The following is a 24,876-nucleotide window of genomic DNA, read 5'->3' as shown; positions in this document are numbered from 1 at the left end:
CTTTTGGTCTTCTGTTCTTGCTCCTCATTCCTCACCCCTTTCATCCTTCATCCCTCCTCTTCCATCCTTACTTCTCCTTGCTCCTCTGGGCGGTTCGCGTAACAATTAAGAAAAATCACAATTTCTCAGGCTGTTTTATTAAAGACGGTTAAGCATGGCTGGGTTTGACTATGATTTGGCGATCGCGGGTGGCGGAATTGTCGGGACGCTGCTGGCTTGTGCGTTGCGGGATTCGGGGTTGCGGGTGGCGCTAATTGAGGCGCGACCTCGGACAGCGGGGTTGAGCAGACGGCAGGCTTACGCGGTGACGTTGCTATCGGGCAAGATTTTTCAGGGTTTGGGGTTGTGGCAGCAGATTCTGCCGAAGATTACGACGTTTTGCCAAATTCGTCTTTCGGATGCAGACTACCCCCACGCGGTGCGGTTTTTGCCGGAGGATTTGGGTACGGAGGCGCTGGGCTATGTCGCAGAACACAACGTCATCATGCAGGCGTTGTATGAGTGCTTAGACAACAGCCCGAACATTATGGAATTGTGTCCGGCGGAGGTGGTGCAGGCGCACTATCAACCGGATGGGGTGGAGTTGCAAGTTAAGGTTGAGGGAGAAACTCGGATCATTCGCACCCGCTTGCTGGTAGCGGCGGATGGTTCGCGATCGCCCATTCGTCAAGAGGCTGGAATTCGCACTCGTGGCTGGAAGTATTGGCAGTCCTGCATTACTTGTGTGGTTCAGCCGGAAAAAGAGCACGGCAGCATTGCCTATGAGCGGTTCTGGCCAAGTGGCCCGTTTGCGATTTTGCCCCTACCTGGAAATCGTTGCCAGATTGTCTGGACAGCTCCCCACGCAGAAGCGAAGGCAATGGCTGATTTAGACGATGGAGCTTTCCTTACAGAACTCTCTCGGCGCTATGGCGACCAAATGGGCAAGTTATCTCTGGCTAGCGATCGCTATGTGTTTCAGGTGCAGTTGATGCAGAGCGATTGCTATACGTTATCGCGTTTGGCGTTGGTGGGAGATGCAGCCCATTGTTGTCATCCGGTAGGTGGTCAAGGCTTAAACATGGGAATTCGAGATGCGGCAGCATTGGCTCAGGTGTTATTGCAGGCGCACCAAAAAGGAGAAGACATTGGTGATTTGAAAGTGCTGCGACGCTACGAACGCTGGCGCAAACTCGAAAACCTCACAATCCTTGGCTTTACCGATTTCCTCGATCGCTGTTTCTCAACTAATTGGTTGCCATTGGTAATTATCCGCCGCTTGGGTCTTCAGCTGATGGGAACTCTTAGACCGTTAAAGTATCTGGCTTTGCGATTAATGACTGGGCAAACTGGGCGCTCGCCCCAACTAGCGAGACATCAGACCCTTATGGAACATTACTGATTTCTACGATTGCCTCACCTTGCCCTAGCTTTTCTAGAGCTTCTGGCAAAGTTGCTGTTAAGAGCTGTTGTAAATTGCGATTGGTGACATTGCCACAAGTTAGCCAAAGGATTTGGGGTGGTGTTCCTAGTCTGCAAACCAAATCAATAAAGTCACTATCTTTGGTCATTACAACAGCATTAGCAGTTTGTTCATGCGGTTAATCGAGGAAAATCAGTGCGCCGTGTCGCAAAGATTAAGCAAGCTTGAATGTCTTCAAACTCAAGGTCAGGGAAATCTTCTAGAATTTCTGTAGTACTGACGTTTTCAGCTAACATCTCTAAAATATCGCTTACTCGAATTCTTATGCCTCTAATACAAGGACGACCTCCGCATTGACCTGGCGTTTGGGTAATTCGATTTAGTAGATTCGATATCTAATTCATGAGATGCCTCATAAAGTAGAGTTGGTTGCTTTCATATACAAACTGCTTTGGTAAAGAAGCAATTTCTTAGTAAGACTGCCTAATGAGCAGTGAATAAAACTATTATCTTCTCTGAAAATTCAGACTTCCAAAGTGAGGCAAAGTAGCAATAATTAAATTGCTCATGTGTGGGAATACCTTTTTTAGTGAGCCTTCTCGAAACCTTTGGACCTAAGGATCTACATAATTTTGGCTTGACCTCCTCTTCCCAAAATAAATTGATGTCTTCAGGTTCGTGTAGATAAATCTTTTTGTTGATTTCCAAAAAAGCAAATTGGATGGCATGAGAAGATACGATTTGCATAACTTCTTGTGGCTTTAGGGTGGCTTGAACTTCTCTAGCTAAAAAGGTGGAGCCATCCTCCCTGTAAACTTCATGCATGACCATAGTGGCTGCTATAAATGGTTGGCTTAGATCGCCTTTCCAAAATTTTATCTAATGGCGATCGCCTCTTTCAGTGCTTGTTCTGTAAGCAAGACTACAATTTTCGGCTAGACTACGGAAATCATTCGGTAGTTTGCGATGAAAGACCAAGCCTGGGACGAGTTTTTGAGTGAACTGCCCCTGATATTAGCAGGGCCAATTCTGCAACATACAGACTCAGAATCAGTCACAGTTTGGTTAGCCCTGAGACAGCCGTGTCAAGTAGAACTCAAGATATACGAAACGACAGATCAAGGTGAAGTTCTAAGCGATTGCCTATTAGAAGGAAGCCGCTCTACGGTAGCGCTGGGCAAGTTCCTGCATGTCGTGGCAGTGACAGCTCATGCTACTAAGCAGCTCACAAGCGATCGCATCTATGCTTACGATCTCCGGTTTGAAACCCTAGAGCCAACACCTATTTTCTATACGCTGCAACAAGCTTTATGTGCTGACAATTTTCCTACTGTCACCATCAGCTACTTTACTCATGAGAAACCAACTTTTGCTTTGTCTCCAGCTCGACTGCAAGATCTGCGAATAGCACAAGGCTCCTGCCGCAAACCTCATGGCAATGGCTTCGATGCCCTACCGCTACTCGACTGTCTGATTGAGGAGACGGCAAACCAACCTCGGCATCGTCCTCATCAGTTGTTTTTGACTGGAGATCAAATTTATGGAGATGATGTGGCAGATCCCTTGCTGTGGGTAGCCAGCCATCTCGGCGATGCGCTTCTAGGTTGGAAAGAGAAGCTACCCATAGGACGGCGGGAGCCGAATGACGTGGTTTATCGCACACCTGACGAACTACCCGCCGGACAACGCGCTGAGGTGGCGACTACCCAGGCGGGCTTTACAGCAGGGTTAAGAAATCAACGTGCTAAGACAACGAGCCATCTCCTGAGTTTGGGCGAGTACTACGCATCTTATATTCTCGCTTGGTCTCCGGTTTGTTGGCCAAATCCTATCCCTTTGGGCAAAGAGATGCCTTGCGATCGCAAGGCAATTCGAGCTTGGGACCGAGAAGCTAGGGATATGCGGCAGTTTATTCATACCCTCTGGAAAGTGCGGCGGGCTCTTGCCAATGTTCCGATGTACACCATCTTTGATGATCATGATGTTAGTGATGACTGGAACCTGAATCAAGCTTGGTGTTTGCGGGTGTTGGGCCGACCGCTAGGGCGACGAGCGGTGCAAAATTCTCTGTTGGGGTATGCTGTGTTCCAAGCTTGGGGCAACACACCAGAGCAGTTTGCTGCAGGAAGCTCAGGCGAAAAGCTATTGGCTGCTGCACAAGCTTGGTCTGCTTCAGAGGGAACGGACAGAACGGCTTATGAGGCGATCGCTCGTCATGTGGGAATGCCTAGTCCTGACTCTCTCACAGGCTTACCCACCTTTGTCTCCGATGGACCTGTGCTGGTGTTAGAACGGCATCCGGAAGCTATCACTTGGCACTATACAGTCCGGAGCGCTTGCCACGAAGTTTTGGTGTTGGATACGCGCACTTGGCGAGGTTATCCCGCCGATGAAAAAGCGATCGCCCCACCTATGTTGTTGTGTCCTCAAGCGTTCGAGCGGCAACTCACTTTACCCCTGCAAAACACAGACAAGCTCCAAGCTACCTTTATCATTGCCCCAACCAATGTGTTTGGGATGAAAGTGATTGACTGGATTCATCAGTGGCAGTTAAGCAAGAATAAAGTATTTGCTACAGATGTCGGCGATGCTTGGAACGTCAATACTGAAGCTTTAGCGCAACTCCTCACTACCTTATTTGAGCAGCGTCAACAAGTGATCGTGATGTCTGGGGATATCCATTACAGCTCAGTGGTGCGTCTATCTCATCAAAGCAATCCACCCTCTGCTGCTCCAGCCTCTGTCTTGGTGCAATTGACTTGTAGTGCGCTGAAGAATGAAGAAACCATAACTCGACTGATTCACACACGATTAAAGGATTGGCTCCTACCAGAAAAGACACGTTACTGGATGGGGTGGAGCAACTCGCCCGATATGGTAGAGCTTTCAACTAAACAGTTGCCTCGCCTTCGCCGTGGAGCTTTTTCTTTAACTGAAAAACGTTCTGGCAGAGCGATCGCCTCTTTAAAAGAAGATAATCTTCCCTCTACCCAACCCGATTGGACCTGTGCTTTAGAATGGGTGCCACGAGATCAGACGCGAATTTCTCCCTTTGGCGTTGAGGTGCCGTGGTTGCTACCTCCTTGGAGACGAGCAAGGAACATTAGACACCGCTGGTTACAACCTCTCCTGCTTTGGAGATACCGCTGGTTTCAGGATGGGCGAGAAGTCGTGGGATTAAATAACTTAGCAGTGATTCAGTTTGAACCTACAGCTAGTAGTAGAGCTTATGCGATCGCTCAATATCTCTACTGGTTCTCGCCTTGGCAACCAACTCAAATTGTTTATAGCTCCTTTGTTAGCTCCGTTGCCCCGAATCAAACGCTGCTGGCAAAGATTCAGCCTCCGCATCATCCTGTAAATCATCTTGATTGAGTCTTTTCGCGGAGTAGATATGTTTGGGAGAAGTGGTGTATGTCAGCGTTGACCGAAGCTCTTAACCGGATTCTACATTGGCTGCAACAGTATAGCCCTAATGCTATATCAGGTTTCGCACCAGGGTTGCCGCTGGTAGAGATTGAAACCAAGCTGAGCCAGTTACCTTTTCGGGTATCCCAGGAAGTCTATGAACTGTATCAATGGCGAAATGGCAACCCGTACGATGGAGTCTTCGTCTATCACCGCTTACTCGGCTTAGACAGTGCCTTGGAGTGCGCAGCGGCAATTAATGAATCTTACTGGCTAGAAATTCGAGAACAAGATGGAGATCCGCAATATCTCTTTCCGGTGTTGGACTTTGATGGGGAGTACTTTGCGGTTCCTGGGGGAGATGCCTCAAGTTCTCATACGCCTGTGTTTCATATCGGTTGCGATGATGGCTCCCTTAGCTTTGCTTTTACCAGTCTGACAAACATGATGTTGGCGATCGCGGAATGCTATGAAACAGGAATTTACACCCACATCAATGGAGATTTAGAAGTTGCAGATGTGGTGCGATTTGGTGAAGTTCGTCGCAAATACAATCTGGATACTGTTGCCGCTCTTTATGCTGATGGTTGGTAGCTGAACTCTAACTCCAAGATGATTAAGCATGAGCATCTAATATTGCACAGGGCTTGAGTGGATAGGCAGATCTAAAACTGTAACAACCTTAGCTTGGGTCGTTGAAAGTGGCAGATTAGAACTAGATGAACCCCGCTTAAGTTGAGAACAATGGCACTCTTTCGACATCTAGAACCGATCATTTCGCCGATGCTGTTGGTTGGTTTACTCGTTAATGGATCTACACCAGCACCTACCGCTGCATCTACACCAAAACCAACTCCTGCGGCGATCGCTCAATGTACGCTGGTTTACAGACCTAGTATTACCCTCAGCTATCGTCCAGAGCAGCAAGCCAAACTAACGATTCGGCGCGATCGCAAGCCTGCAAAGGTAACACTCAATAATTTTGAGTTTCAAGCTCTCTATTATGACGAGCCTGATCGAGGGCAGTTGGTGCAGCTGATTGTCACCCCAATCGTAAAACCAGGGGTCAACAATTTACCGATTTCCAGTCAGGTCTACCAGCTTCAATCTGGACAGCTACCCCGCAATCAATTTGGGCGAGGTCAAGGTTTTACGGGATCAAATTCCGTCTTCAATCCCAAAGATTTTAGTGAATTGCAATATTCCTGTGTCAGTAGCTCCTAGAGTTCTACGAGTACAGCAGTGCGAATGAAACGGCGAACTTTTCTCACCTTGTTCAGCGGTATATCAAGCCAACGAGCGATCGCTAGCGCTTCAAGATCCGCCAAATCAGCATTTCTTGGATATCGTCCCTTTGCTGTTTGGCGGCAACTAAATTTTGCTCAATTAAGGTAGGTGCTTCGTCTACCTCAATTGATTTACAAGAACTCTAATATCCAGTGACGATGCCCCACATGTAGTCTTCAAAAGGGCCTTCACCTAGATCAACCGAGTATTTGCGGCCCCAGCTATAGCAGTCGAAACGGATATGACCGCTGTCATGTTGATACCAAACCCCATCATCGATCTGCAAGTTGCCTAGATAGGACACCCAATGGTTGGGGTAGGCGATCGCAGGGGCAGAGCCTTGCAGCATGGAAGCGTCAATCAATAAAAAGGCAACACCACCTTGCTTTCGAGCCGCTTGAGCGCTGCGCATGGCATCGAACTCACCATAGATAAAGGTTGATTCAAAATTCACCTGGTCATAGCCCAGAATTTCGTAGATCCAGCCTTTCATCTCCCAAGGAGTGGTGATACCTGCAATATTATTCACCAGTCCGCTAGAGCTAGCATCAACGGGAAAGACCAGGTTCTCAGTGTCTCGCAGCGTCGCAATCAACATCCAATCGGCAACCGAAATACCGTCACGGACTTTGCTATTTCGCAACCCATCCGCAGGTCTAACTACTTTCGTGCGGCTCTGAAACTGCCCTGTTTCATACAAAGACTGACAGATAGAAACATAGCGAGCAGGCTGCTTAGACACTAATTCATATACGATTGCTGTAGGGCCACAAAAAGGCGTGTAGCTTTGGTTGACAGCGAAGGGATTGAGCACCGTAGCCCGAATATCGGCTAGGAGAGCAGCTTTTTCGATGTAGGGCCAAACACCAGGCTGAGGCGATCGCTCAAAGGCTGCGATCGCCGCTTGCACGGGGTCAACATCTGGTACTTCTACGACTTGATACCAGAGCTTGTAATTTGCGCCGTCTTGAGTAAAAGATACAGCGCTATCGGTTATCCCTGTTTCAATTCTGGCTGAGCCTAAAAAATCATCTCCGTCTGGAGAATCTTCGTCCCACAGCTTAATATCGATGTTGTTTCTAAAGTTGTAAGTTCGATTGAGGGTCCAAGCTTGGCCGTTATTTAGGCTGGTCTTTAAATAAGGCTGAAGTGCTCCATCGGCAAAGATTTCGAGGCGGCACTCATCGGCACCCCAATCTTCTGATTCATAGCACTTCATTTGTTTGAGAATTAGCTGACGCATAAAAATCTCCTAGGCAGTGACAATTTTCAGGTTGATGATTCAAGCTTCATTGCCTGTCCCAGGAGTTTCTGAAACCATCCGCTAATTAATACCAAAAAAAGATCTGGCACACTGGCTGAGCTGAAGTTTCCATAGAAGAGAAATAAGCGATGGAGGACCAGGAAAACTGGGAGACGTTGCGATCGCACTATCGTACTTACTGCTTGCTCACACACAGCCAATTATTTGACTGCCCACCCCTCTTACCCTGACGAGCGGTGCTATTTTTGGGCGATCGTTTTACACTGACCTTGGTTATTATCTGAATTTGCCTACCAACAGGGAGACGACAGCAACAACTAATAGCTGCTAAAACGTTACGAGTGTTGGCCCTTTAAGTCATGCCATCCCTCTGACTCTTCATTGTGTTTCTATCCGTGATAGCTACGTGAATCGGTATTTAGCAGCTTTCTCTCAGCTACTCAGGACGGCTGGAGTGGCGATCGCATTAATCGGCTTCCTCGTGCTGAGTCCACCTGTAGCTCAGGCGCAATCTACGGCAAAAGCGCCTGTGGTTCTAGATGGCCGCACCGTGTTTCGCGTCAGTGCTTCAGGAGATTTTAGCGCTCAAGATCGAGCCGATTTAATCAACTTGCAACTGCGAGAAGTGGTTCAGACGTCAGAACCAGCAGTCGTTGAGGTGGAAGAGCGCAATCAGTTACCTACCATTGTCATCAACGATCGCTATCTGCTGACAGTGACGGAGCGGGATACGATTCTGGCTCGCACGCCGATGGACCAAGCGTTGCTCTGGGCAGAACAAATTCAGGCCTTAGTCTACGAATCCCAGACCGAGCGTGGCGATGAGTTTGTCCGAAAGGCGTTGCTGATTGCGGCTAGTGTTCTGCTAGTTGACTTGATCCTGCATCTGTTGCTAGGGCGTTTCTGGCACTACTCCCTGCGCCCTGGATTTCAGCGACTGTTTCCCAACTTGAATGCAGTACCTGAGGGACAACCTCGTTTGCTCGATCTGCTGCTTTATCTAAGCTTGGCGATCGCTCGCAGCATTCTCTGGCTAGGGTCAGTCTTCTATGTCATGAATCTGTTTCCGGTGTCCCGGCGATGGACCTACAGCGCTGTCAGTGCGTTGATGACGAGTTTTACCGCTCCCATCATTAGCTTGGGCAAGCAAGCCTATTCGATCATCGATTTGCTGATTCTGGTGGGTTTGCTGCTAGGTTTAGTCGGTTTAGCGGGAGCCGTTACCAATGTCCTGCGATCGCGAATTTTGAGTGTCTCTGGCATCAACCGTAGTGCTCAAGAAGCAGTTGCTATCATCACCAAGTACACGCTGATCTTCATTGGCTCCATTGTACTGCTGCAAATTTGGGGCTTAGACATCACCTCATTAGCGATCGTGGCTAGTGCCCTGGGCGTAGGGATTGGCTTTGGCTTTCAAGACATTGCCAAGAATTTTGGTAGTGGCGTAGTGCTGCTGTTTGAGCGACCGGTGCAGGTGGGGGACTTTGTTGAAGTCGGGGAATATCAGGGCACGATTGAGCGCATTGGAGCCCGCAGCACGATTATTCGCACCCTCGACCAGATCTCGATCATTGTGCCGAATTCGCGCTTGCTAGAAGGAGAGGTGAAAAACTGGACCTACCATAGCTCCATTGTTCGTTTGCACCTGCCTGTGCATGTGGCCTATCACTCAGAGCCTAATCTGGTGCGTCTCACGCTGCTAGAAGCGACCAAGGCTCATCGGGGAGTTCTAACTGTGCCGCCGCCCCAAGTCTGGTTTCAAGGATTTGGCGAACATGCACTCAACTTTGAATTGTTGGTGTGGACAGCGGAGCCGAGCAAACAGTTTTTCCTAAAGAGTGAGCTTTACTTCCGTATAGAAGCACTATTACGGCAACGCCAGATCGAGGTTCCCTTACCACAACGAGATCTGCATATCCGTTCTGGCTCGATAGAACTTTCTCCTCAACTGCAAAAAGCAATTCTACAACTGTCAGCTAAGTTGCAGGTGGACGCTCTCGGTGAACCTGAGACGGCAAATAATGGCAACCATGATTAGAAAACAAGATCCTTAATGCTCAAGCTAAATCCGTAATCGAGCCTTGAATCATAGCAAGGAGATGCGCGATCGCTCTTTTGGGTGAAGGATAATAAGGGCGATCGCTTAGAAAGAACTTTTCGACACTCAGTATTAGGTGAAAGGCCAATTTTTTCGGTAATACTGCCAGAATGGTAGGTCTTTTTAGAGAGAATTAGTAGATTTTTGCTGACAATTTTAATTTTTATAACGCTTTGCGTTTTTAAGGTAATTCTTCTCGAAATTATGAGCTAAGCGCATAAAAAACGAAGTCCAACCTATTGAGTGATCTGAAATAAGTCCAACTAAAACTCTGTAGGTTCAAATTTCAAAATACTTATTCAGTAACCCCGAAATGAACAGTTTAATCAATGCCCCTGAAAGAACTGATCGATCCATTCAAGGTTTAGACCGACGACTAACCTCAAGATTAAAACCTGCTCTGCTGCAAGAAGCCATTGAAGGCTTTATGGATGGCATTTTGCTCTTAACACCCGCTGGTGACTGGGTGCATGGCAATTCTTACGCCCGCCAAGTTTGTGGTCAACTAACTCAGAACTTAACCCAACCCCATCGTGCCCCTCAGCAAATTTGGCTGGTTTGTGAGGTTCTAGTGAAAAATCACCAACGAGGTAGCTCAGCCTTAGTTGTGGAGTCAGAAGTTACTACGCCTAATTTCAATACTATTCGGGTGCGGGCTAGTTGGCTGAAGCCTGAGAACAGCGAATCTCCATTTGTATTAGTCACCCTTGAAGATCGGTATCAAGCGATGCAAAATAAAGCGATCGCGGAAGTACAGCAATATCGCCTCACACCAAGAGAAGCAGAAGTTTGGTTACTGTATCAAGACAACTATTCCTATAAAGAAATCGCTACAAAGCTATACATCACAGTCAACACTGTGAAGCGGCATATGAAAAGTATTCATGCCAAAAGAAAGGGAGTTCTAGAAATAGAATCCTAGCGGGCGATCGCTTCCAAAAGCTAGCCAGTACGGTTAGAGTTCTTCTAATCGCTTCGGTAGCTTTTGGAGATCAGGAAGTTCTAACAAATCTGGTTCAGGTGCTTGGGCGGGAAGGGCTAGAGGCTGGACCTCAGTTCGCTCTAGCTCGACGAGTTCTTTCTCTTCTTCCTTGACTGGAATTGAGAGCAGGATTGGTAAAGGATCAGGTTTTTGTTCGATCCAGCAAGCTGCCGTTGGCAGCGTTGCTTCCAAGTCGTCTAAGGGTCGGGGAATCACCATGACGGCGTGCAATTCTCCGATCCGCTCAGCTTCTTGCATCCCGATCTCAACCGCGATCGCTACATCTGCTACAGAGCCACGAATAATTGCCGTACAGAGGCCAGCCCCGGTTGTTTCGTAGGCAGCCAGCTGCACATCCGCCGATTTGAGCATGGCATCTGCGGCACCAACCATCGCCGGAAAGCCTCTGGTTTCCAGCAGACCTACGGCTAAGTTACTTAAACGGCTTTGGGAATTTTCTAAAGCTAACTCGGCTAAGCGAGTACCAATGGGTAATACGGCTTCTAGGTTGGGTAGGGGCCGAGGAATGACTACGGCAGACACCAGTTCCCCAAACTTCTCAGCTGTTTCTGCCCCCATCTCCACCGCCAGGCGGACATCCGCAATTCTGCCCCGGACCACCGCAGTGCAAAAACCACTGCCTGTTTTTTCGTAGCCAATTAAGGTCACACCCGCCGACTTGAGCATCATATCGGCAGTGCCAATGATGGCGGGAAAACTCTGGGTACAGACGAGACCGAGAGCGCTTTCCTTGAGGCTTTGGATGCGACGGAGCCGTTCAGAGGCAGGAGGAATGTTCGGAGGTGTCATCATCTAAACCTTAATCAGAACCTATAGAAGCGGAGTATTCGGGTCATGATTCTTCCTTAAATTGTAGAAGTCGTTAGCCGAATTCTCCGCCCTCCTTAGGCATCATTCGCTAAATCATCATTAATTGGTTGATTGAGCGCTTGTCGATGGGGTAAGAGCGTTCCCAACAGCCGATTGATATAAGCCTGCCCATAAACTTGAGTCGGTGGCGGCTCCGGAGATTTTGTTGCTAGGGCGGATTGATCTGGGGTCGGCTTCGAGGCTGCCTCTGATGTTGCAGTGGTCTCGCTCGGTGCCGATGTCGTAGTTGCAGCAGTGACAGGCTCAGATTTGGCAGATGCAGGTTCAGGAGGTGTTTGGACACTCGCTCCTGAACCGTTCTCCACAACTACTTGACGGCTTGAATCTCCGTACAAAGAGCCGGAGGGTAACAACTGTCCTGCCTCAATCGCACAATTGAAGAGGGTAGCAGAGGAACCGATGCAGGCATTCGCGCCAATGGTCACTTCACCGATGACTAGAACACCTGCACCCAAGTTCACGCCTTCTTGCAGCTCCAAAGTTCCTTTGTAAGCATGCAGGACGCTGCCCATGCCGATGCATACTCCCGCATTAATGATGATCCGGCTGTTAGATTCTGCTTGAATCAGCACTCCCGGTGCGATCGCAACGCTTGGATGAATTGTCACGTCACCCCGCACATAGATTTCAGGATTTGCAGGCGGGTGAAGTGGTGGCAAAGACATGAGCGTGGGCACCTCTAGGGTCAAACAAGAATCGGCTGTATTAGGTGACCTTGGCAGATCAGAACCTCCACCGGAATTTATATCATCAACGCTGAGCGACTGCGTTAGGCTGCTGAATCAGGAGTTCCAACACCCGCCGCTTAGCTTTGGGGTCTACGCCAATTAAGCGGACATACTCCCCTTCATGCTCACCCGCGATCGCCCTGAGCGAAGCGAGCACTTCAGATTCGTTATTGCTTTGAATGGAGGGGCCACTCTTCCAAGAACTGGTGCGGTAACGACGCTCATCTGCATACTCAGTACCGATGCGGCAACCTTGGTTCAGCAGTTGGCGAACTTGTTGTTGCACTTCCGCAGGCAAACCACTGCTGGAACCAGAGCTGGTTGCAGCGCTTCTATGACCGTTGCTTGCAGAGCTGCTGTAGCTGCTAGCACCATTGCTGCTGTGACTGCTGGCTTGACCACTAGGTTGACTATTCCGGCTGCTATCGCCAGGACGTTGAATCACTTGTTCAACCACGCGACGCTTGGCCTGAGGGTCTACGCCGATTAAGCGGACATACTCGCCTGCATGTTCTGCTAGGAAAGCTTCCAAGGCTGCGATCGCCTGAGATTCGCTGCTGGCTTGAATTGAAGGACCACTCTTCCAAGAGTTAGTGCGGTAGTGCCGTTCGTTGGCATATTCGGTGCCAATGCGACAGCCTTGATTTAGCAGTTGTCGAACTTGATCGCGTAGATCTCCACTCACAGTGGAGCTAGCACTTGATGCTGAGCTAGAGGCACTGGAGGTAGCGACACTGCGGGTGGTGCTATGGGTCTGAGCACCAGACTCCTCGCCAGGGCGTTGAATAATGATTTCGCCTACCCGTTGTCTGCCTTTGGGATTAATGCCGAACAGTCGCACATATTCCCCTTGATGCTCGTTGAGGCAAGCTTCTAGATCAGCAAATACCTGACCTTCATGGGTGGATTGAATCGGAGAACAGCTCGTCCAAGAGTTCATCCGGAAACGACGTGCATCCACATGCTCCGTACCAATTTGATAGCCTTGGTTGATCAAGCTACGAATTTGCTGTTGGACATCAGCAGGGAGCTTGCTACCGCTAGCGCTAGCGGTGTAGCTGGATTGGTAAGTGCTGTGGTTGGCGTTGTTGCTACTACGGCTGGTGGCGCTGCTAGAGGCAGTTACTTGCGGATCACCAGGACGCTGAATAATTAATTCAGAAACCCGCTGCTTACCTTTGGTGTCGATGCCGAACAAACGGACGTATTCCCCCTGATGCTCGGCTAGGCAAGCTTGTAGTGCCGCGATCGCTTGAGATTCGCTATTCGCCTGAATGGGAGTGCAGCTTTGCCAGGAATTGGTACGGAAGCGACGCTGATCCACGTGCTCAGCTCCAATTCGGTAACCCCCAGCCATAAGTTGGCGCACTTGTTGCAGTACTTCTGAACTTAGTTGCATAGTTGACTCTTGATGGTTGCGATTGCCAGAACCCTGATCTACCTTAGGGGTATCAAGCCCAGAGGTATGAGGCTCCGTTGATTTATTACGAATGGGTATGGTACAAGCAATATCTTCAGCAGAGAGATAACCAGAACGCAGTGCATCGTTGATGCCCACCACGTGCCTCGCAAACTCAATATCCGAAGGTTCTACATCGGGGAGGCGATCGGCCTGATGCTGATTGGTAACGACTGCACCGGAGGGCACGTACCGACCCGGCGGAATTTCCACATCCTGGATCAAAGCATGCATCATCACAATGCAGCCTTTGCCGATCCGAGCGTTAAACACTGTGGAGCGGAAACCAATAAAGCAGTCATCTCCAACATAGGCTGGCCCATGAATCAAAGCCTTGTGCATAATCGAAGCATTGCTGCCGATCCAGACAGAGTATTGATTCTGGTCATCCCCAAGCACTCGGCCCTTATCTAGACCATGAATCACCACTCCATCTTGAATAGTGGTACCCGAACTGATATAGAACGGGCTGCCCTCATTCGCTCGGATATGGGTTCCAGCAGCAACAAGGACATTGGCACCAATATGAACATCTCCAGTAATGTTGGAGACAGAGTGGACGTAAGCCGTCTCATGAATCTGCGGTTGGGCCAAGCTTTTGGACCACGGAGTGGGAGGGGCCGCAGGACTGCGGACTACCATAACTGATATCTCCTAACTGAAATAGCCATGCTGGCTTTCAGCAGTAATGGTTGATTAGGGCAGGTGTAGACCCGCCCCGACGAGAACTGCTGGCTTAGACTTGCAAGAACAGCCAACAATTCATTACCCAGTTGGCTGCTAAGCAACTGTTAGTGGGCGACTAACGATAGACCTCGTTCTTGCTATAAAGCCGGGAATTGTCAACCGTAACCGTGTCAATAATTGCCACTACAAGCGCATCAATCGGGCGCTTTTCTTGGCTAGAAGGCTGACGAGCTGCGCTTCCTCGGCTGATCAGTACCCATTCATCCAACCCTGCCCCGACACAATCTGCTGCTACCTCATACTCTGGTAAAAGGTTGCCATTTTCATCGATCAGCTGCAACAAGAGGAATTTACTACCCTGTAGACTAGGGTCTTTCTGTGTACTGACAACCGTGCCGCGAACTTTAGCAATTAGCATTCAAGCCTAGGGTCTGGTGTAGGGGAGAGAGCGAGGACCATTTACGCTCTCGCGGAACTGTTCCACTGCCTCAGTGTAACGGATGGGTAACACGTACTCCAGGTTTTCGTGAGGGCGAGCAATCTGGTGGGTAGACAACACTTGTCCCCCGTTGACCCGCTTCACAGATTCAATCCCTGCTGCTATAGATGCTTGGACTTCAGAAATGTCGCCGCGCACAATGACGGTGACACGACCACTACCAATTTTCTCGTAACCAACTAGGGTGACGCGAGCGGCCTTGACCATTGCGTCTGCGGCTTCCACAATCGCTGGGAAGCCTAAGGTCTCGATCATACCCACTGCAATTGCCATGAGTTTTGACTCCTTTCTCTCTTTGAGCGCTGGATTAAAAAATACTGAACCAAAGCTTGATAGCCTTGGCACCCGGAATCAGGTCCGGAACTGTTCCACCGCCTCGGTGTAGCTCATGGGCAACACATATTCTAGGTTTTCGTGGGGACGAGCAATGATGTGAGTCGATAGCACTTCGCCACCGTTGACCCGCTTCACAGACTCTACACCAGCCGCTACAGAAGCTTGAACTTCAGACACATCACCCCGCACGATGACAGTAACGCGACCGCTACCGATTTTCTCGTAGCCGACTAAGGTTACGCGAGCGGCTTTAACCATTGCATCTGCGGCTTCTACAACAGCTGGAAAGCCTCTGGTTTCAATCATGCCCACTGCAATTGGCATCGCTTATCTCCCGGATTAGATAAAAATATTGGAATGAACTGAGCTGAAAAATTCACGGAAAGGGTCATTGTTTCAGCTTCAGCGGATCTTTTAACATCCTGTGTTAAAGAATAGAGGACGGTCTATTCATTGGCAATATAAGACAAAATGATATTATCTAATAACGCTTATTATTAAATTTAATTAATTCTGCTTGAAGTGCAAACTCCATTGAATATTAGCTTTCTTTAAATAATCAATTTAAAGGTCAATTTTGTGCATCTGAAATTTTTTTGCTAAAAAGCTTACTTTCTCAGGCGATTTTTAGGCTTTTTGATGACGGCAACTAGCTTGGCAAGCTGCGCCGCTGGACGTTTGCTAAAGCGCTCAGTAAAGGCTGAAATTGAAATCTGTCCTGGGTTAGAATCTTGAGCTGACTATAAATTAGACCAACGAATTTAGTCGGGTGCTGGAGAGAAATCTAGCAAGAATTATGGATGCCCTTATGAGATGATGGATTAAATAAGGGATTGAGATCTCTGCTGCAATGAAAGGGGCGACGTAATAGTCGAATCACCCCTCACCATAGCGGCAGATACGTTTGCGATCGCGTTGCTAAAAGGCCAAGTTATGATTACTTATATAAGTAAAAGTTAGGATTGCCTCTGATGATTTTTTAGCGAATAAACCCTAGATTTATCGGGGTTGAGGCGTTAAGCTGGATATTAATAAAGATTTAATCCACTGATTAATAGGCCACTTTTAACTGAGCTCTCTGGGGTTGGTTCGCTGACTTTGGGGAGTTTCTAAGCAGCACTAGATGGTGAAGTTTCAAGGGCGATTTCAATGAACCAGTTTCTCCTCCAGTCCAGCTGGTGGGTTCCCTTTTATGGGTTACTGGGTGCGCTCATTACCCTGCCGTGGTCAACCGGCATTGTACGTCGCACCGGTCCCCGACCAGCCGCTTACCTCAATATTTTGATGACGGTTGTTGCCTTGGTCCATGGCACGTTGCTCTTCCGAGCGACTTGGAACCAAGCGCCACAGCAGTACATAGTTCATTGGCTGAGCGTGGCTGATTTAGACTTGTCCTTTGCTCTCGACATCTCTTCGGTCAGTGTTGGGGCGATGGAATTGATCACAATTCTGAGCTTCCTATCGCAGCTCTTTGCCTTGGGGTACATGGAGAAGGACTGGGCCTTGGCTCGCTTCTTTGCCTTGATGGGATTTTTTGAGGCAGCGATGAGCGGCTTGGCGCTGAGTGACTCACTGTTTCTCAGTTATGGGCTTTTGGAACTCCTGACGCTGTCTACCTATTTGCTAGTAGGTTTTTGGTATGCTCAGCCTTTGGTTGTCACTGCGGCTCGGGATGCTTTTCTAACTAAGCGGGTAGGGGATTTGCTGCTGCTGATGGGGGTAGTGGCTCTCTCCAACATGGCGGGTAGCTTAAATTTTTCTGATTTATATGAATGGGCTGAAACAGCAAATTTGTCGCCTGTAACGGCAACGTTGCTCGGTTTGTCTTTGATTGCAGGGCCTGCGGGCAAGTGCGCCCAGTTTCCGCTGCACCTTTGGTTAGACGAAGCGATGGAAGGCCCGAACCCCGCTTCGGTGTTACGAAATTCTCTAGTGGTTGGTTGTGGCGCTTATATCTTGATTAAGTTACAACCCATTTTGGGCTTGTCCCCTGTGGTACTAGCCACGTTGGTGGTGTTAGGGGCAGTAACGGCGATTGGGGCTGCTTTGGTAGCGATCGCCCAAATAGATATCAAGCGGGCCTTGTCTCATTCCACCAGTGCTTACTTGGGCTTGGTGTTCATTGCAGTGGGTATGCAGTGGAGCGGGTTTGCCCTCTTGGTGCTGTTTACTCATGGAATTGCCAAAGCTCTGCTATTCATGAGTGGGGGCTCGGTAATCATCACCACCAACAGCCAAGACCTAACAGAAATGGGTGGCTTGTGGTCCCGAATGCCAGCAACCACGATCGCTTTCCTGGTGGGGATTGCGGGTCTAGTTGGCTTATTCCCCCTGGGAGGCTTTTGGGCGCTAGAGCGAGGGGTGGATGTTTTCTGGACGGAGCACCCGTGGATCGTAGCAATTTTGTTGATTGCCAATGCTTTGAGTGCTATTAATTTGACGCGGGTATTTCGCCTGGTGTTTTTAGGCGCTGTGCAGCCTAAATCTCGACGAGCTCCAGAAGTACCTTGGCAGATGGCAGTACCGATGGTGAGCTTGACCATCCTGACGCTGCTCGTACCCCTAATGATGCAAAAGCTGTTGTTGTTGCCTGACTGGAGTTACTTAAACCTAGGGGCAGTCTTCCTCCTAGTCCTTTCAGGTGCGCTCGGTTGTTGGATAGGGGCAACGATTGGCTTGACCCGAACCTTGTCCAGACCAATTTTGATTCCATTGAGATTTGTGCAAGACTTGCTGGCTTACGATTTCTACGTCGATCGCCTGTACCGCGTCAGTGTGGTGCTGAGTGTGGATGTACTGTCTCGGCTTACCTCTTGGTTCGATCGCTACGTGGTTGATGGCTTTGTCAACTTTGTGGGTATCGCCTCCATCTTTAGTGGTGAGACGCTGAAGTACAGTGCTTCGGGCCAAAGCCAGTTTTATGCTCTGATTGTTTTTCTGAGCATTACCTTCTTGGGCTTGTTTATGAACAGGTCTCTTGTGAATGGCATCATCAATTTTCTGATGGGTTCAGCAGCGTAAGGAGGAGAGATCATGCTCAGTGGCTTAATCTGGATACCTGTTTTGGGAGCAATTTTGGTGGCATTTTGGCCTCAAACTTTGGCTTCCCATCGTTATCGGACCCTGGCTTTGGTGTTTGCCATCATCACCTTAGGTTTGTCAGTGGCATTGGCGAGTCAGTTTATCCAGCTCGAACCAGGACAACAGTTTCAAGAATCACTGCCTTGGCTAGATAACTTAGGACTGACCTATCGTCTGGGAGTCGATGGTTTGTCATTGCCCTTGGTCGTGATGAATTGTCTCCTCACTGGCGTTGCTATTTACAGCACTGATGGAGAAATTCAGCGGCCTCGACTTTACTATGGCTTGCTCCTGTTGCTCAGTGCTGCTGTGACTGGGGCGTTTTTAGCGCAGAATTTGCTGCTGTTCTTCTTGTTCTATGAAGTAGAACTAATTCCGCTGTACCTGCTGATTGCCATTTGGGGTGGAGCTCGTCGGGGTTATGCGGCTACCAAATTCCTGATTTACACCGCCATTTCTGGGGTGTTAGTTCTGGCTTCATACTTCGGCCTAGCTTGGCTGAGCGGCTCTTTCAACTTCGACTACGAAACCGTCATCGCCCATACGCTCCCACTGGGACAGCAGGTGGTGCTGCTAAGCCTGCTTTTGATAGGGTTTGGCATCAAAGTTCCTCTCTTTCCTTTCCATACTTGGTTGCCCGATGCTCACGTAGAAGCTTCTACTCCCATTTCAGTAATGCTGGCGGGTGTATTGCTCAAGCTGGGCACTTATGGCTTGCTGCGGTTTGGGTATGGTCTATTTCCCGATGCTTGGCAAGTGGTTGCACCCTGGTTAGCGAGCTGGGCGGTTGTGAGTGTGCTCTATGGGGCATTAGCGGCGATCGCCCAAACCGATATGAAAAAAATGGTGGCTTACAGCTCCATTGCTCACATGGGCTATGTGTTGCTAGCGATGGCGGCAGCGACTCCTTTGAGCTTGATCGGCACTTTAATGCAAATGGTCAGCCACGGTTTAATCTCCGCCATGCTGTTCTTGCTGGTGGGTGTGGTTTACACCAAAGCAGGTTCGCGCGACTTAAATGTCGTCCGAGGTTTGTTGAATCCAGAGCGCGGCTTGCCCCTAATCGGCACTTTGATGATTGTGGGAGTGATGGCGAGTGCTGGCATTCCTGGCATGGTCGGGTTTATCTCTGAATTCATTGTTTTCCGGGCCAGCTTCGCGGTATTTCCGGTGCAGACATTGCTCTGTATGGTGGGAACTGGCTTAACGGCAGTGTACTTTCTCTTGTTAATGAATCGGGCTTTCTTCGGGCGGCTCTCAGAAGCAGTGGAAAACTTACCCCCTGTCACCTGGCGCGATCGCGCTCCTGCCATTTTTCTGGCAATCTTGATCGTGGTTTTAGGGATTCAACCTAAATGGTTGACAGTTTGGGGCGAAGCGACGATTACAGCGATGGCACCTGTACCCGAAACTGTGGTGGTCAAAGCGACACCTGTCCCTGATGCGGCTGATCCGACTGAAAAGCTGCTAAAGGCACCTCTACTAACTAGTTCAGCGGCGATCGCTCTGGAGGCGAACTAAACCGATGGTCAGTACTATCCAGCAACCCTCTAATCATCCCTTGGCGGAGTATGTGCATCGGCTAGAAGCGGGAGAAGCACTCCTTGCCAACAGTCAGGTCAATGTTTTAGAAGTCGTAGGTATCCTCAAGAGCTATGGCATTGTGCTAGATGCCTACTCTAAAAACTTGATCTATATTGCTGACCATCAGTTTTTAGAACTTTTCCCGTTTTTCAAATATTTCAATGGGGAAGTTTCTCTAGGGAAACTGCTGCAATTTTGGAATCACGATCGGATTAATTACGAGTATGCCGAGTACGTGATGAAAACCATGTTATGGCATGGCGGTGGTGATCTGGACACTTACCTAGACTCACCGGAATTTTTAGAGCGGGCACAGCGGGTAATGCAAGCCAAGACCAAAAATAATTGGTTGGTGAGCGGTTTGCAACGGGTGTTTCCAGACTTTTTGCCAGAACAGATTCGGCAACTAGCTTATTACAAGGTGTTGGGACTGTTCTGGCGAGTGATGAGCGATATGTTCATTGACCTCTCGGATCGCTTCGATCGCAAGGAAATTCAGTCGATCGCAGAAGTGGTGCAGCATGTGCAAGATGCTTTGGTTGCTGCTGCCAATCAACCTTTGATTTATACCGTCGAAGTCAAAGGTCAGGTGTATGACATTATTCCTGAATCGGCAGGGCTGACTTTCTTGATGGATGCAGCGGTTCCTTATGTAGATACTATTTTCTTCCGAGGCACCCCTTTCCTCGGCACGGTATCTTACAACGCTCAAGCTCAACAAATTCCAGTGTTTCAGGACCAGTTTATCTATGGAGCGCTGTATGCCGACCCACTACCGATTGGTGGAGCTGGTATTCCTCCGACGCTACTAATGCAAGACATGCGGCATTTCTTGCCAGATTACTTGCATGACATCTATCGGCAGGGACTCCGTGGGGAAGATGATCTGCGGGTGAAAATTTGTGAGAGCTTCCAAAAGTCGATGTTCTGTGTGACCACGGCAGCGATTCGGGGCTTGATGCCTCACCCACTCGATACAGAAGACCCGAAGCAACGCCAAGCTAATCGAGCTTATCTAGAAAAGTGGATGGATCGCTTTATTCCCTCTCGTTTGGAGATCGTGAACGTTCCAGATCGGTATTAGCCAGAGGAGCGATGGATCAAGGATTTGACTGGTAACTTGAAGACCTCCCAAGCTGTGTAGCGCTGAGAGATGTCAATTCCCAAGGCTGTCTTGATGAGATACAGCCCATAAAGACAGATCAGAATCAGCAGCCCTTGTCGGAATCGTCTCATAGCAGCTTCAGGATGTCAGTTGCAACTGTATGCTAGTCAATCGCTTTGGATGATGTATGAACTTGGCATCACAAATTGATGTCGTCTGAGTCAGCCATCACATTCCCTCCATGAAATAAACCGCGATCGCTCTGAAGGGAAGTGGCGATCGCGGCTAGCGGGGAGAGTCAGACAATGGCTTTAACAACTTAAACAGTAACAGCCGCAGGCCGTGGAATTGAAGCACCTGCAAAGAACTGCGCTAGATTTTCGGGTTCCATGAAATTGAGATAGCAGGTAGCAAGAGGTGCGGGGAGGAGTTCTAGCATCAGTTTGTTCTCAATCCAGAACTCGATTACCTGGAAGGGACCGCGATCGCAACAGACCGTGTGCCACCCTTCTCTTGCGCCGACTTCAGCAATTTGCTCTTCGCTGGCAGGAACAGAAATCGCCGCATGTACCGCAGTGAAGGGAGAAGTAAACGCATTTTGGCTAAAGGTAACGGGGCTGGTGGAGCCTCCTGGCATCAATTCGGTGCCTACAGGGTAAAGCTCGATCATGGTGCCATACGCATCACCCGCGATCACCATGTAACTGTTGGGGTTAGAGGGAAAAGGAGCAACTTTACCGTTGAGTAGCTCAGCTAGGACTTGAGCGACGTGAAGCGGATTTTCAACGGGGATAGAAATGTGATGAATCATGGCAACGTCTTCCTCTGGTCAATGGAGCAAGGGGGCAGTAGTTGTCAGATTGACTGACCCAACCCGATGATTGCAACATCTCGATCAGCGATCGCTTTTCCGCAAACTTACTGGTTGTTTGCCTAACTTTCACCCGATTGGATGACCTTGCGAGGGCGGTGGAACGCGATCGCACAATTTTAGGAGCGCGACTGCGGAATTACTCTTAAGGTCTACTTTTAGGTAGAGACGATAGATAGCTCTAATGGCAGACCTCAGAAGTTGAACCCGGACATAGCATGGAGGCATCCCTTGATTATTAAGGAATGTAAACATGCAGACCAACAAAGCAACTGAACTACCTCCTGTAGCCCCCGCATATAACGGCATCGACCGCAACGCATTTCTTTTGGGCTGGAAGCCTCAAGCAGAATTATGGAACGGACGTCTGGCGATGATCGGCTTTGCTGCTTATCTGCTTTGGGATTTAGCTGGATTCAGTGTTGTCCGTGACGTTCTTAACCTAATCCACTAATCAACGCTTGCTTCTTTTTGAAAGCAAAACACAAATTTAGGTTTCAGCTACAAAAATTAAATAGATAATATAAAAAACTTCACATCTCTCCCAGAAGGTGTGAAGTTTTTTCATGTTCAAACTTTAGTGACTGTGACTATTAATCTTACAAATAGTGATCGATAACTAAGGCAACTGCAACTGCAAAAACCAGGATGACAAAGGCAACGAACGGATCACGTCCCTGAAGCACAGAAAAGGTTGCCGCAAGGCTTGCTCCCACGGTTGCCGTGGCACCCGCACTCACCCAGTCTTTCTTGGAATTCTTATCGTACATATTTCCTAGCTGATAGGTTGATGGCAAGAACCTGCTAATTCCAATCAATCTACCACTCAAGACTGAGCTGCTGATTTCGCTAGGGAGATCTTGTAATTAAGGTTGACGATCGTTCAGCTTTCTTAATGCAAACTGGTTGGATAGTGACGCTTTAATCACGACTTATTCGTGTAGTGGAAGTATTTGTGTAGTGAAACGGTTGAAACTCAGACTTTAATGGGTTGCCAGGCTTCATAAAGTCGAAGATATAGCTAAAGGGGGGCGTTGAGCTAGGCATCTCTGCATTAGCCTGAGCCAAGCTTGCAAGATCTAACGGTTTCGTCACTTTAGTTATCTTCAGGTTGAAACTTAAATTTAGGAGATTATCTATGTTTCTTAAGCAACAAAACGATGACGCTTTGATTGAAGTGATTTCTGTTGAAGACTTGGCTAATCCTATGCACGATAAGGTGCAGGGTCGTATTCAAGATGGTCAAGAGGAGCAAGATCCAAAATCCTTTGCTAAAACGGAGTTGATTTTTCCTTCAGGTGAATCTTTGCCGCGCTGCTGGTTAGATAGTCATTATCGGGAGAACACTTCTCCTGCGGCAATGGCTTCATAACATAGGGCCTATGGTGTTGCTATGATCTATGTAGGCTAAACCCTGAAGACTCTATCCGAAGACAATTTGTCAGGGTTGAGCGTCTCAGACGGCTCTGAGTTTTCGGATAGGTAATTAGATTTAGGAGGGTAGTCAGATGGCTAGCCATAATAAATTGTTGCATGAGGGTGTGCCAGGATCATCGGGTCATTCGTTGGCCTGGGAGGTGATGGTGATTTTGGCTTGTGGTTTGGGGATTTGGCTGGTAATGATGGTTTTCTTTGCGGGAGTGGTGGTTTAGGGTTTTGTCATGTTTAGGTTTGCCACGCTTAGCTTCTGGTAAATCCGAACCTTTGGGGCACTCGCCCCCAAGCCCTCACTGAGGGACGGCTGCGTCCCCCAGACCCCCTTCCAGACGAGTTTAAGGTGTGAGCGCTTTGATACTTTGGCTTCTAGCTTGTTACCTTTCATTCTTTCTTTCCGACACGTCAAAAGGTAGAAGTCGCTGTCCTTCTGGGGATGGACGGAGAGTTTGTGTGGTTTCGTTACTTTGAAGACAGTAAACTTCTGGCACTGCTTTGGCACTCGTGTCCTGAGGTTTCGTAGCGGAGAGCTTTTGAGCGATCGCGATTAGCTGTTTTCAACACAAAGGAAGATTTCATGCAGAGCAGTACGATGATGCTCCAGAACCCGAAGGCTGGAGTCAGCGCTGTATCCGAAGCTCAAGTAGCTCCCAACTACTTGGAGGCGGAGCAACAATTTGTTCGGTTACTGGAACTAGAAGATCTGGACCAGAGAGTGCAGGCGGAGCCAGGATTGGTTCAAGATTTTGAGCGAGTGTTAGCGATCGCTTTAGATGCAGCTTATGTAAATGAGCAGCCTGAAGCAGAAGCGGCTCATCGTTTTGTGCAGCGGGTGCTGTATCGAATTAATCGCCTCAAGTTTTTCTGGTATGACGATCTACGCCATTACATCAATGAGCGATCGTTCTATCTACAACAAATTCGCAACCGGATTGAGTCGGTTTGGCAGGTCTGGGAAGGCCAGCAGTTGGATGTGGCGGCGTTGCGGCAGTTGGATCTGGCAGCGGTGAAGCAAGCGCTGATTGAGCGCTCTGATGCTGACCTCGATCCACCTCTGAATGCGAGTAGCTGTTATCTCCGGGAAGAAGCGACTTTGGCCGGGTATCGTCGTTTGTTGGCGATCGCGTCTTTTGATGGCTTGGTGGAAGCGAGCCGACTAGTACGGATTTTGGGCGGTGCCAGCAATGAGGTGCATTGCACGTTGGTGCGGGTGTTGTTGGAGGAGTACGGCAACGGACGGCTGAACCGCAAGCACTCAACTTTCTTTGCAAATATGATGGCTGAGTTGGGCTTGAGCACAGAGCCAGAGGCGTATTTTGACCTGGTGCCTTGGGAAGTGTTGGCGAGCATTAACCATAACTTCTTGCTAACTGAGTGCAAGCAGCACTACCTCCGTTACAACGGTGGCTTAGCTTATTTTGAAATTGCTGGCCCTTGGATTTATCGTAATTACATGACGGCGGCACAACGCTTGAACCTGTCGGATACGGCCTCTGGTTACTGGGAGCTACATATCCGTGAGGACGAGCGTCATGGTCGTTGGATGATTGATGATGTGGCGTTGCCTCTGGCCGATCGCTATCCCAATGAGGCTTGGCAGATTGTATTGGGATATGACCAAGAGAAGCTGATTGGTGATCGCGCGGGAGATGCAATGGTGCGATCGGTGCGAGAAGCAGATACGGCAGCGACGTTAGATTGAGATATAAGACCTAACCCTCGGCCCCTTCCCTACCAGGGAAGGGGAGTTAAAGAATATA

General features: G+C 48.9%; 25 protein-coding genes and 1 pseudogene. 13 read left to right on the top strand and 13 right to left on the bottom strand.

Annotated features, from left to right (window positions below):
* Window positions 1–154 precede the first annotated feature (154 nt).
* Window positions 155–1,381, top strand: coding sequence for an FAD-dependent hydroxylase (locus tag H6F68_RS04420; protein WP_190556717.1), 1,227 nt, complete (start codon window positions 155–157; stop codon window positions 1,379–1,381).
* Here H6F68_RS04420 and H6F68_RS04415 read toward each other — a convergent pair.
* From H6F68_RS04415 to H6F68_RS04405, 3 genes and pseudogenes are all read right to left on the bottom strand, one after another.
* Window positions 1,365–1,556: pseudogene (locus H6F68_RS04415) on the bottom strand (DUF5615 family PIN-like protein); the annotation flags it as partial. The gene H6F68_RS04420 and the pseudogene H6F68_RS04415 overlap by 17 nt on opposite strands.
* A 16-nt stretch (window positions 1,557–1,572) precedes the next feature.
* Complete coding sequence (locus tag H6F68_RS04410; protein ID WP_313930018.1) at window positions 1,573–1,776, bottom strand: DUF433 domain-containing protein; 204 nt, start codon at window positions 1,774–1,776, stop codon at window positions 1,573–1,575.
* A 109-nt stretch (window positions 1,777–1,885) separates the two neighbouring features.
* Entirely contained in the window at window positions 1,886–2,233 is a 348-nt protein-coding gene (locus tag H6F68_RS04405; protein ID WP_206755495.1) for a hypothetical protein, read from the bottom strand.
* 135 nt (window positions 2,234–2,368) lie between these two features.
* On the opposite strand from H6F68_RS04405, the gene H6F68_RS04400 reads away from it, so the two are divergent.
* From H6F68_RS04400 to H6F68_RS04390, 3 genes are all read left to right on the top strand, one after another.
* Window positions 2,369–4,777, top strand: coding sequence for a PhoD-like phosphatase (locus tag H6F68_RS04400; RefSeq protein ID WP_190556710.1), 2,409 nt, complete (start codon window positions 2,369–2,371; stop codon window positions 4,775–4,777).
* A 39-nt stretch (window positions 4,778–4,816) separates the two neighbouring features.
* A complete protein-coding gene (locus H6F68_RS04395) occupies window positions 4,817–5,404 on the top strand; it encodes an SMI1/KNR4 family protein (protein WP_190556708.1) in 588 nt (195 codons plus the stop codon).
* A 150-nt stretch (window positions 5,405–5,554) separates the two neighbouring features.
* On the top strand, window positions 5,555–6,034 hold the full coding sequence (locus H6F68_RS04390) for a hypothetical protein (protein ID WP_190556706.1): 480 nt from the start codon (window positions 5,555–5,557) through the stop codon (window positions 6,032–6,034).
* Between the two features lie 205 nt (window positions 6,035–6,239).
* Here H6F68_RS04390 and H6F68_RS04385 read toward each other — a convergent pair whose 3' ends face one another.
* Window positions 6,240–7,340 carry a hypothetical protein gene (locus H6F68_RS04385; RefSeq protein WP_190556704.1) on the bottom strand — a complete coding sequence of 367 codons (1,101 nt, stop codon included), beginning with the start codon at window positions 7,338–7,340 and terminating at the stop codon, window positions 6,240–6,242.
* 427 nt (window positions 7,341–7,767) lie between these two features.
* Between H6F68_RS04385 and H6F68_RS29575 the strand changes: the two genes are divergently transcribed.
* Both H6F68_RS29575 and H6F68_RS04375 read left to right on the top strand, forming a co-directional pair.
* A complete protein-coding gene (locus H6F68_RS29575; RefSeq protein WP_190556702.1) occupies window positions 7,768–9,399 on the top strand; it encodes a mechanosensitive ion channel family protein in 1,632 nt (543 codons plus the stop codon).
* A gap of 373 nt (window positions 9,400–9,772) precedes the next feature.
* Window positions 9,773–10,381 (top strand): LuxR family transcriptional regulator, encoded by a 609-nt coding sequence (locus H6F68_RS04375; RefSeq protein ID WP_190556700.1) that lies wholly within the window; start codon window positions 9,773–9,775, stop codon window positions 10,379–10,381.
* 33 nt (window positions 10,382–10,414) lie between these two features.
* Here the strand turns inward: H6F68_RS04375 and H6F68_RS04370 are convergent, their stop codons facing one another.
* From H6F68_RS04370 to H6F68_RS04345, 6 genes are all read right to left on the bottom strand, one after another.
* A complete protein-coding gene (locus H6F68_RS04370; protein WP_199295738.1) occupies window positions 10,415–11,254 on the bottom strand; it encodes a BMC domain-containing protein in 840 nt (279 codons plus the stop codon).
* A 92-nt stretch (window positions 11,255–11,346) separates the two neighbouring features.
* On the bottom strand, window positions 11,347–11,997 hold the full coding sequence (locus H6F68_RS04365; protein ID WP_190556698.1) for a transferase: 651 nt from the start codon (window positions 11,995–11,997) through the stop codon (window positions 11,347–11,349).
* A gap of 85 nt (window positions 11,998–12,082) precedes the next feature.
* On the bottom strand, window positions 12,083–14,161 hold the full coding sequence (locus tag H6F68_RS04360; protein ID WP_190556696.1) for a ribulose bisphosphate carboxylase small subunit: 2,079 nt from the start codon (window positions 14,159–14,161) through the stop codon (window positions 12,083–12,085).
* A gap of 160 nt (window positions 14,162–14,321) precedes the next feature.
* The gene (locus H6F68_RS04355) at window positions 14,322–14,624 is read right to left on the bottom strand and encodes a EutN/CcmL family microcompartment protein (RefSeq protein ID WP_190431056.1); all 303 of its coding nucleotides are present in this window, start codon (window positions 14,622–14,624) and stop codon (window positions 14,322–14,324) included.
* Window positions 14,625–14,630: 6 nt separating this feature from the next.
* A complete protein-coding gene (locus H6F68_RS04350; RefSeq protein WP_190431057.1) occupies window positions 14,631–14,978 on the bottom strand; it encodes a carbon dioxide-concentrating mechanism protein CcmK in 348 nt (115 codons plus the stop codon).
* Between the two features lie 78 nt (window positions 14,979–15,056).
* Window positions 15,057–15,365, bottom strand: a complete 309-nt coding sequence (locus tag H6F68_RS04345) for a carbon dioxide-concentrating mechanism protein CcmK (protein WP_190431058.1) — start codon at window positions 15,363–15,365, stop codon at window positions 15,057–15,059.
* Window positions 15,366–16,190: 825 nt separating this feature from the next.
* Here H6F68_RS04345 and H6F68_RS04340 point away from each other — a divergent pair.
* The 3 genes from H6F68_RS04340 to H6F68_RS04330 are packed head-to-tail and all read left to right on the top strand — an operon-like array spanning window position 16,191 to window position 20,790.
* Entirely contained in the window at window positions 16,191–18,062 is a 1,872-nt protein-coding gene (locus tag H6F68_RS04340; RefSeq protein WP_190556694.1) for an NAD(P)H-quinone oxidoreductase subunit F, read from the top strand.
* A gap of 12 nt (window positions 18,063–18,074) precedes the next feature.
* Window positions 18,075–19,643, top strand: a complete 1,569-nt coding sequence (locus H6F68_RS04335; RefSeq protein WP_190556692.1) for an NADH-quinone oxidoreductase subunit M — start codon at window positions 18,075–18,077, stop codon at window positions 19,641–19,643.
* A gap of 4 nt (window positions 19,644–19,647) precedes the next feature.
* The gene (locus tag H6F68_RS04330) at window positions 19,648–20,790 is read left to right on the top strand and encodes a CO2 hydration protein (protein ID WP_190556690.1); all 1,143 of its coding nucleotides are present in this window, start codon (window positions 19,648–19,650) and stop codon (window positions 20,788–20,790) included.
* Here H6F68_RS04330 and H6F68_RS04325 read toward each other — a convergent pair.
* Both H6F68_RS04325 and H6F68_RS04320 read right to left on the bottom strand, forming a co-directional pair.
* Window positions 20,787–20,942, bottom strand: a complete 156-nt coding sequence (locus tag H6F68_RS04325; protein WP_190556688.1) for a hypothetical protein — start codon at window positions 20,940–20,942, stop codon at window positions 20,787–20,789. The two genes, H6F68_RS04330 and H6F68_RS04325, sit on opposite strands and share 4 nt — an antisense overlap.
* Window positions 20,943–21,130: 188 nt before the next feature.
* A complete protein-coding gene (locus H6F68_RS04320; RefSeq protein WP_190556686.1) occupies window positions 21,131–21,622 on the bottom strand; it encodes a hypothetical protein in 492 nt (163 codons plus the stop codon).
* A gap of 313 nt (window positions 21,623–21,935) precedes the next feature.
* Between H6F68_RS04320 and H6F68_RS04315 the strand changes: the two genes are divergently transcribed.
* The gene (locus H6F68_RS04315; RefSeq protein WP_190550864.1) at window positions 21,936–22,136 is read left to right on the top strand and encodes a chlorophyll a/b-binding protein; all 201 of its coding nucleotides are present in this window, start codon (window positions 21,936–21,938) and stop codon (window positions 22,134–22,136) included.
* Between the two features lie 145 nt (window positions 22,137–22,281).
* Here H6F68_RS04315 and H6F68_RS04310 read toward each other — a convergent pair whose 3' ends face one another.
* Window positions 22,282–22,452 carry a hypothetical protein gene (locus tag H6F68_RS04310; RefSeq protein ID WP_190431065.1) on the bottom strand — a complete coding sequence of 57 codons (171 nt, stop codon included), beginning with the start codon at window positions 22,450–22,452 and terminating at the stop codon, window positions 22,282–22,284.
* A 368-nt stretch (window positions 22,453–22,820) separates the two neighbouring features.
* On the opposite strand from H6F68_RS04310, the gene H6F68_RS04305 reads away from it, so the two are divergent.
* The 3 genes from H6F68_RS04305 to H6F68_RS04295 all read left to right on the top strand — a co-directional run bounded on the left by H6F68_RS04305 (window position 22,821) and on the right by H6F68_RS04295 (window position 24,818).
* Window positions 22,821–23,054 carry an acetyltransferase gene (locus tag H6F68_RS04305; RefSeq protein ID WP_190431066.1) on the top strand — a complete coding sequence of 78 codons (234 nt, stop codon included), beginning with the start codon at window positions 22,821–22,823 and terminating at the stop codon, window positions 23,052–23,054.
* A 136-nt stretch (window positions 23,055–23,190) separates the two neighbouring features.
* Window positions 23,191–23,334, top strand: coding sequence for a hypothetical protein (locus H6F68_RS04300; protein WP_190556684.1), 144 nt, complete (start codon window positions 23,191–23,193; stop codon window positions 23,332–23,334).
* Window positions 23,335–23,693: 359 nt separating this feature from the next.
* Window positions 23,694–24,818, top strand: coding sequence for an iron-containing redox enzyme family protein (locus H6F68_RS04295; protein WP_190556682.1), 1,125 nt, complete (start codon window positions 23,694–23,696; stop codon window positions 24,816–24,818).
* Window positions 24,819–24,876: the final 58 nt, after the last annotated feature.

This window comes from Trichocoleus sp. FACHB-262, from assembly GCF_014696035.1.
Lineage (GTDB): Bacteria > Cyanobacteriota > Cyanobacteriia > FACHB-46 > FACHB-46 > Trichocoleus.
The sequence above is the reverse complement of the archived record's forward strand: the minus strand, read 5'-3'. Positions and strand labels throughout refer to the sequence as shown.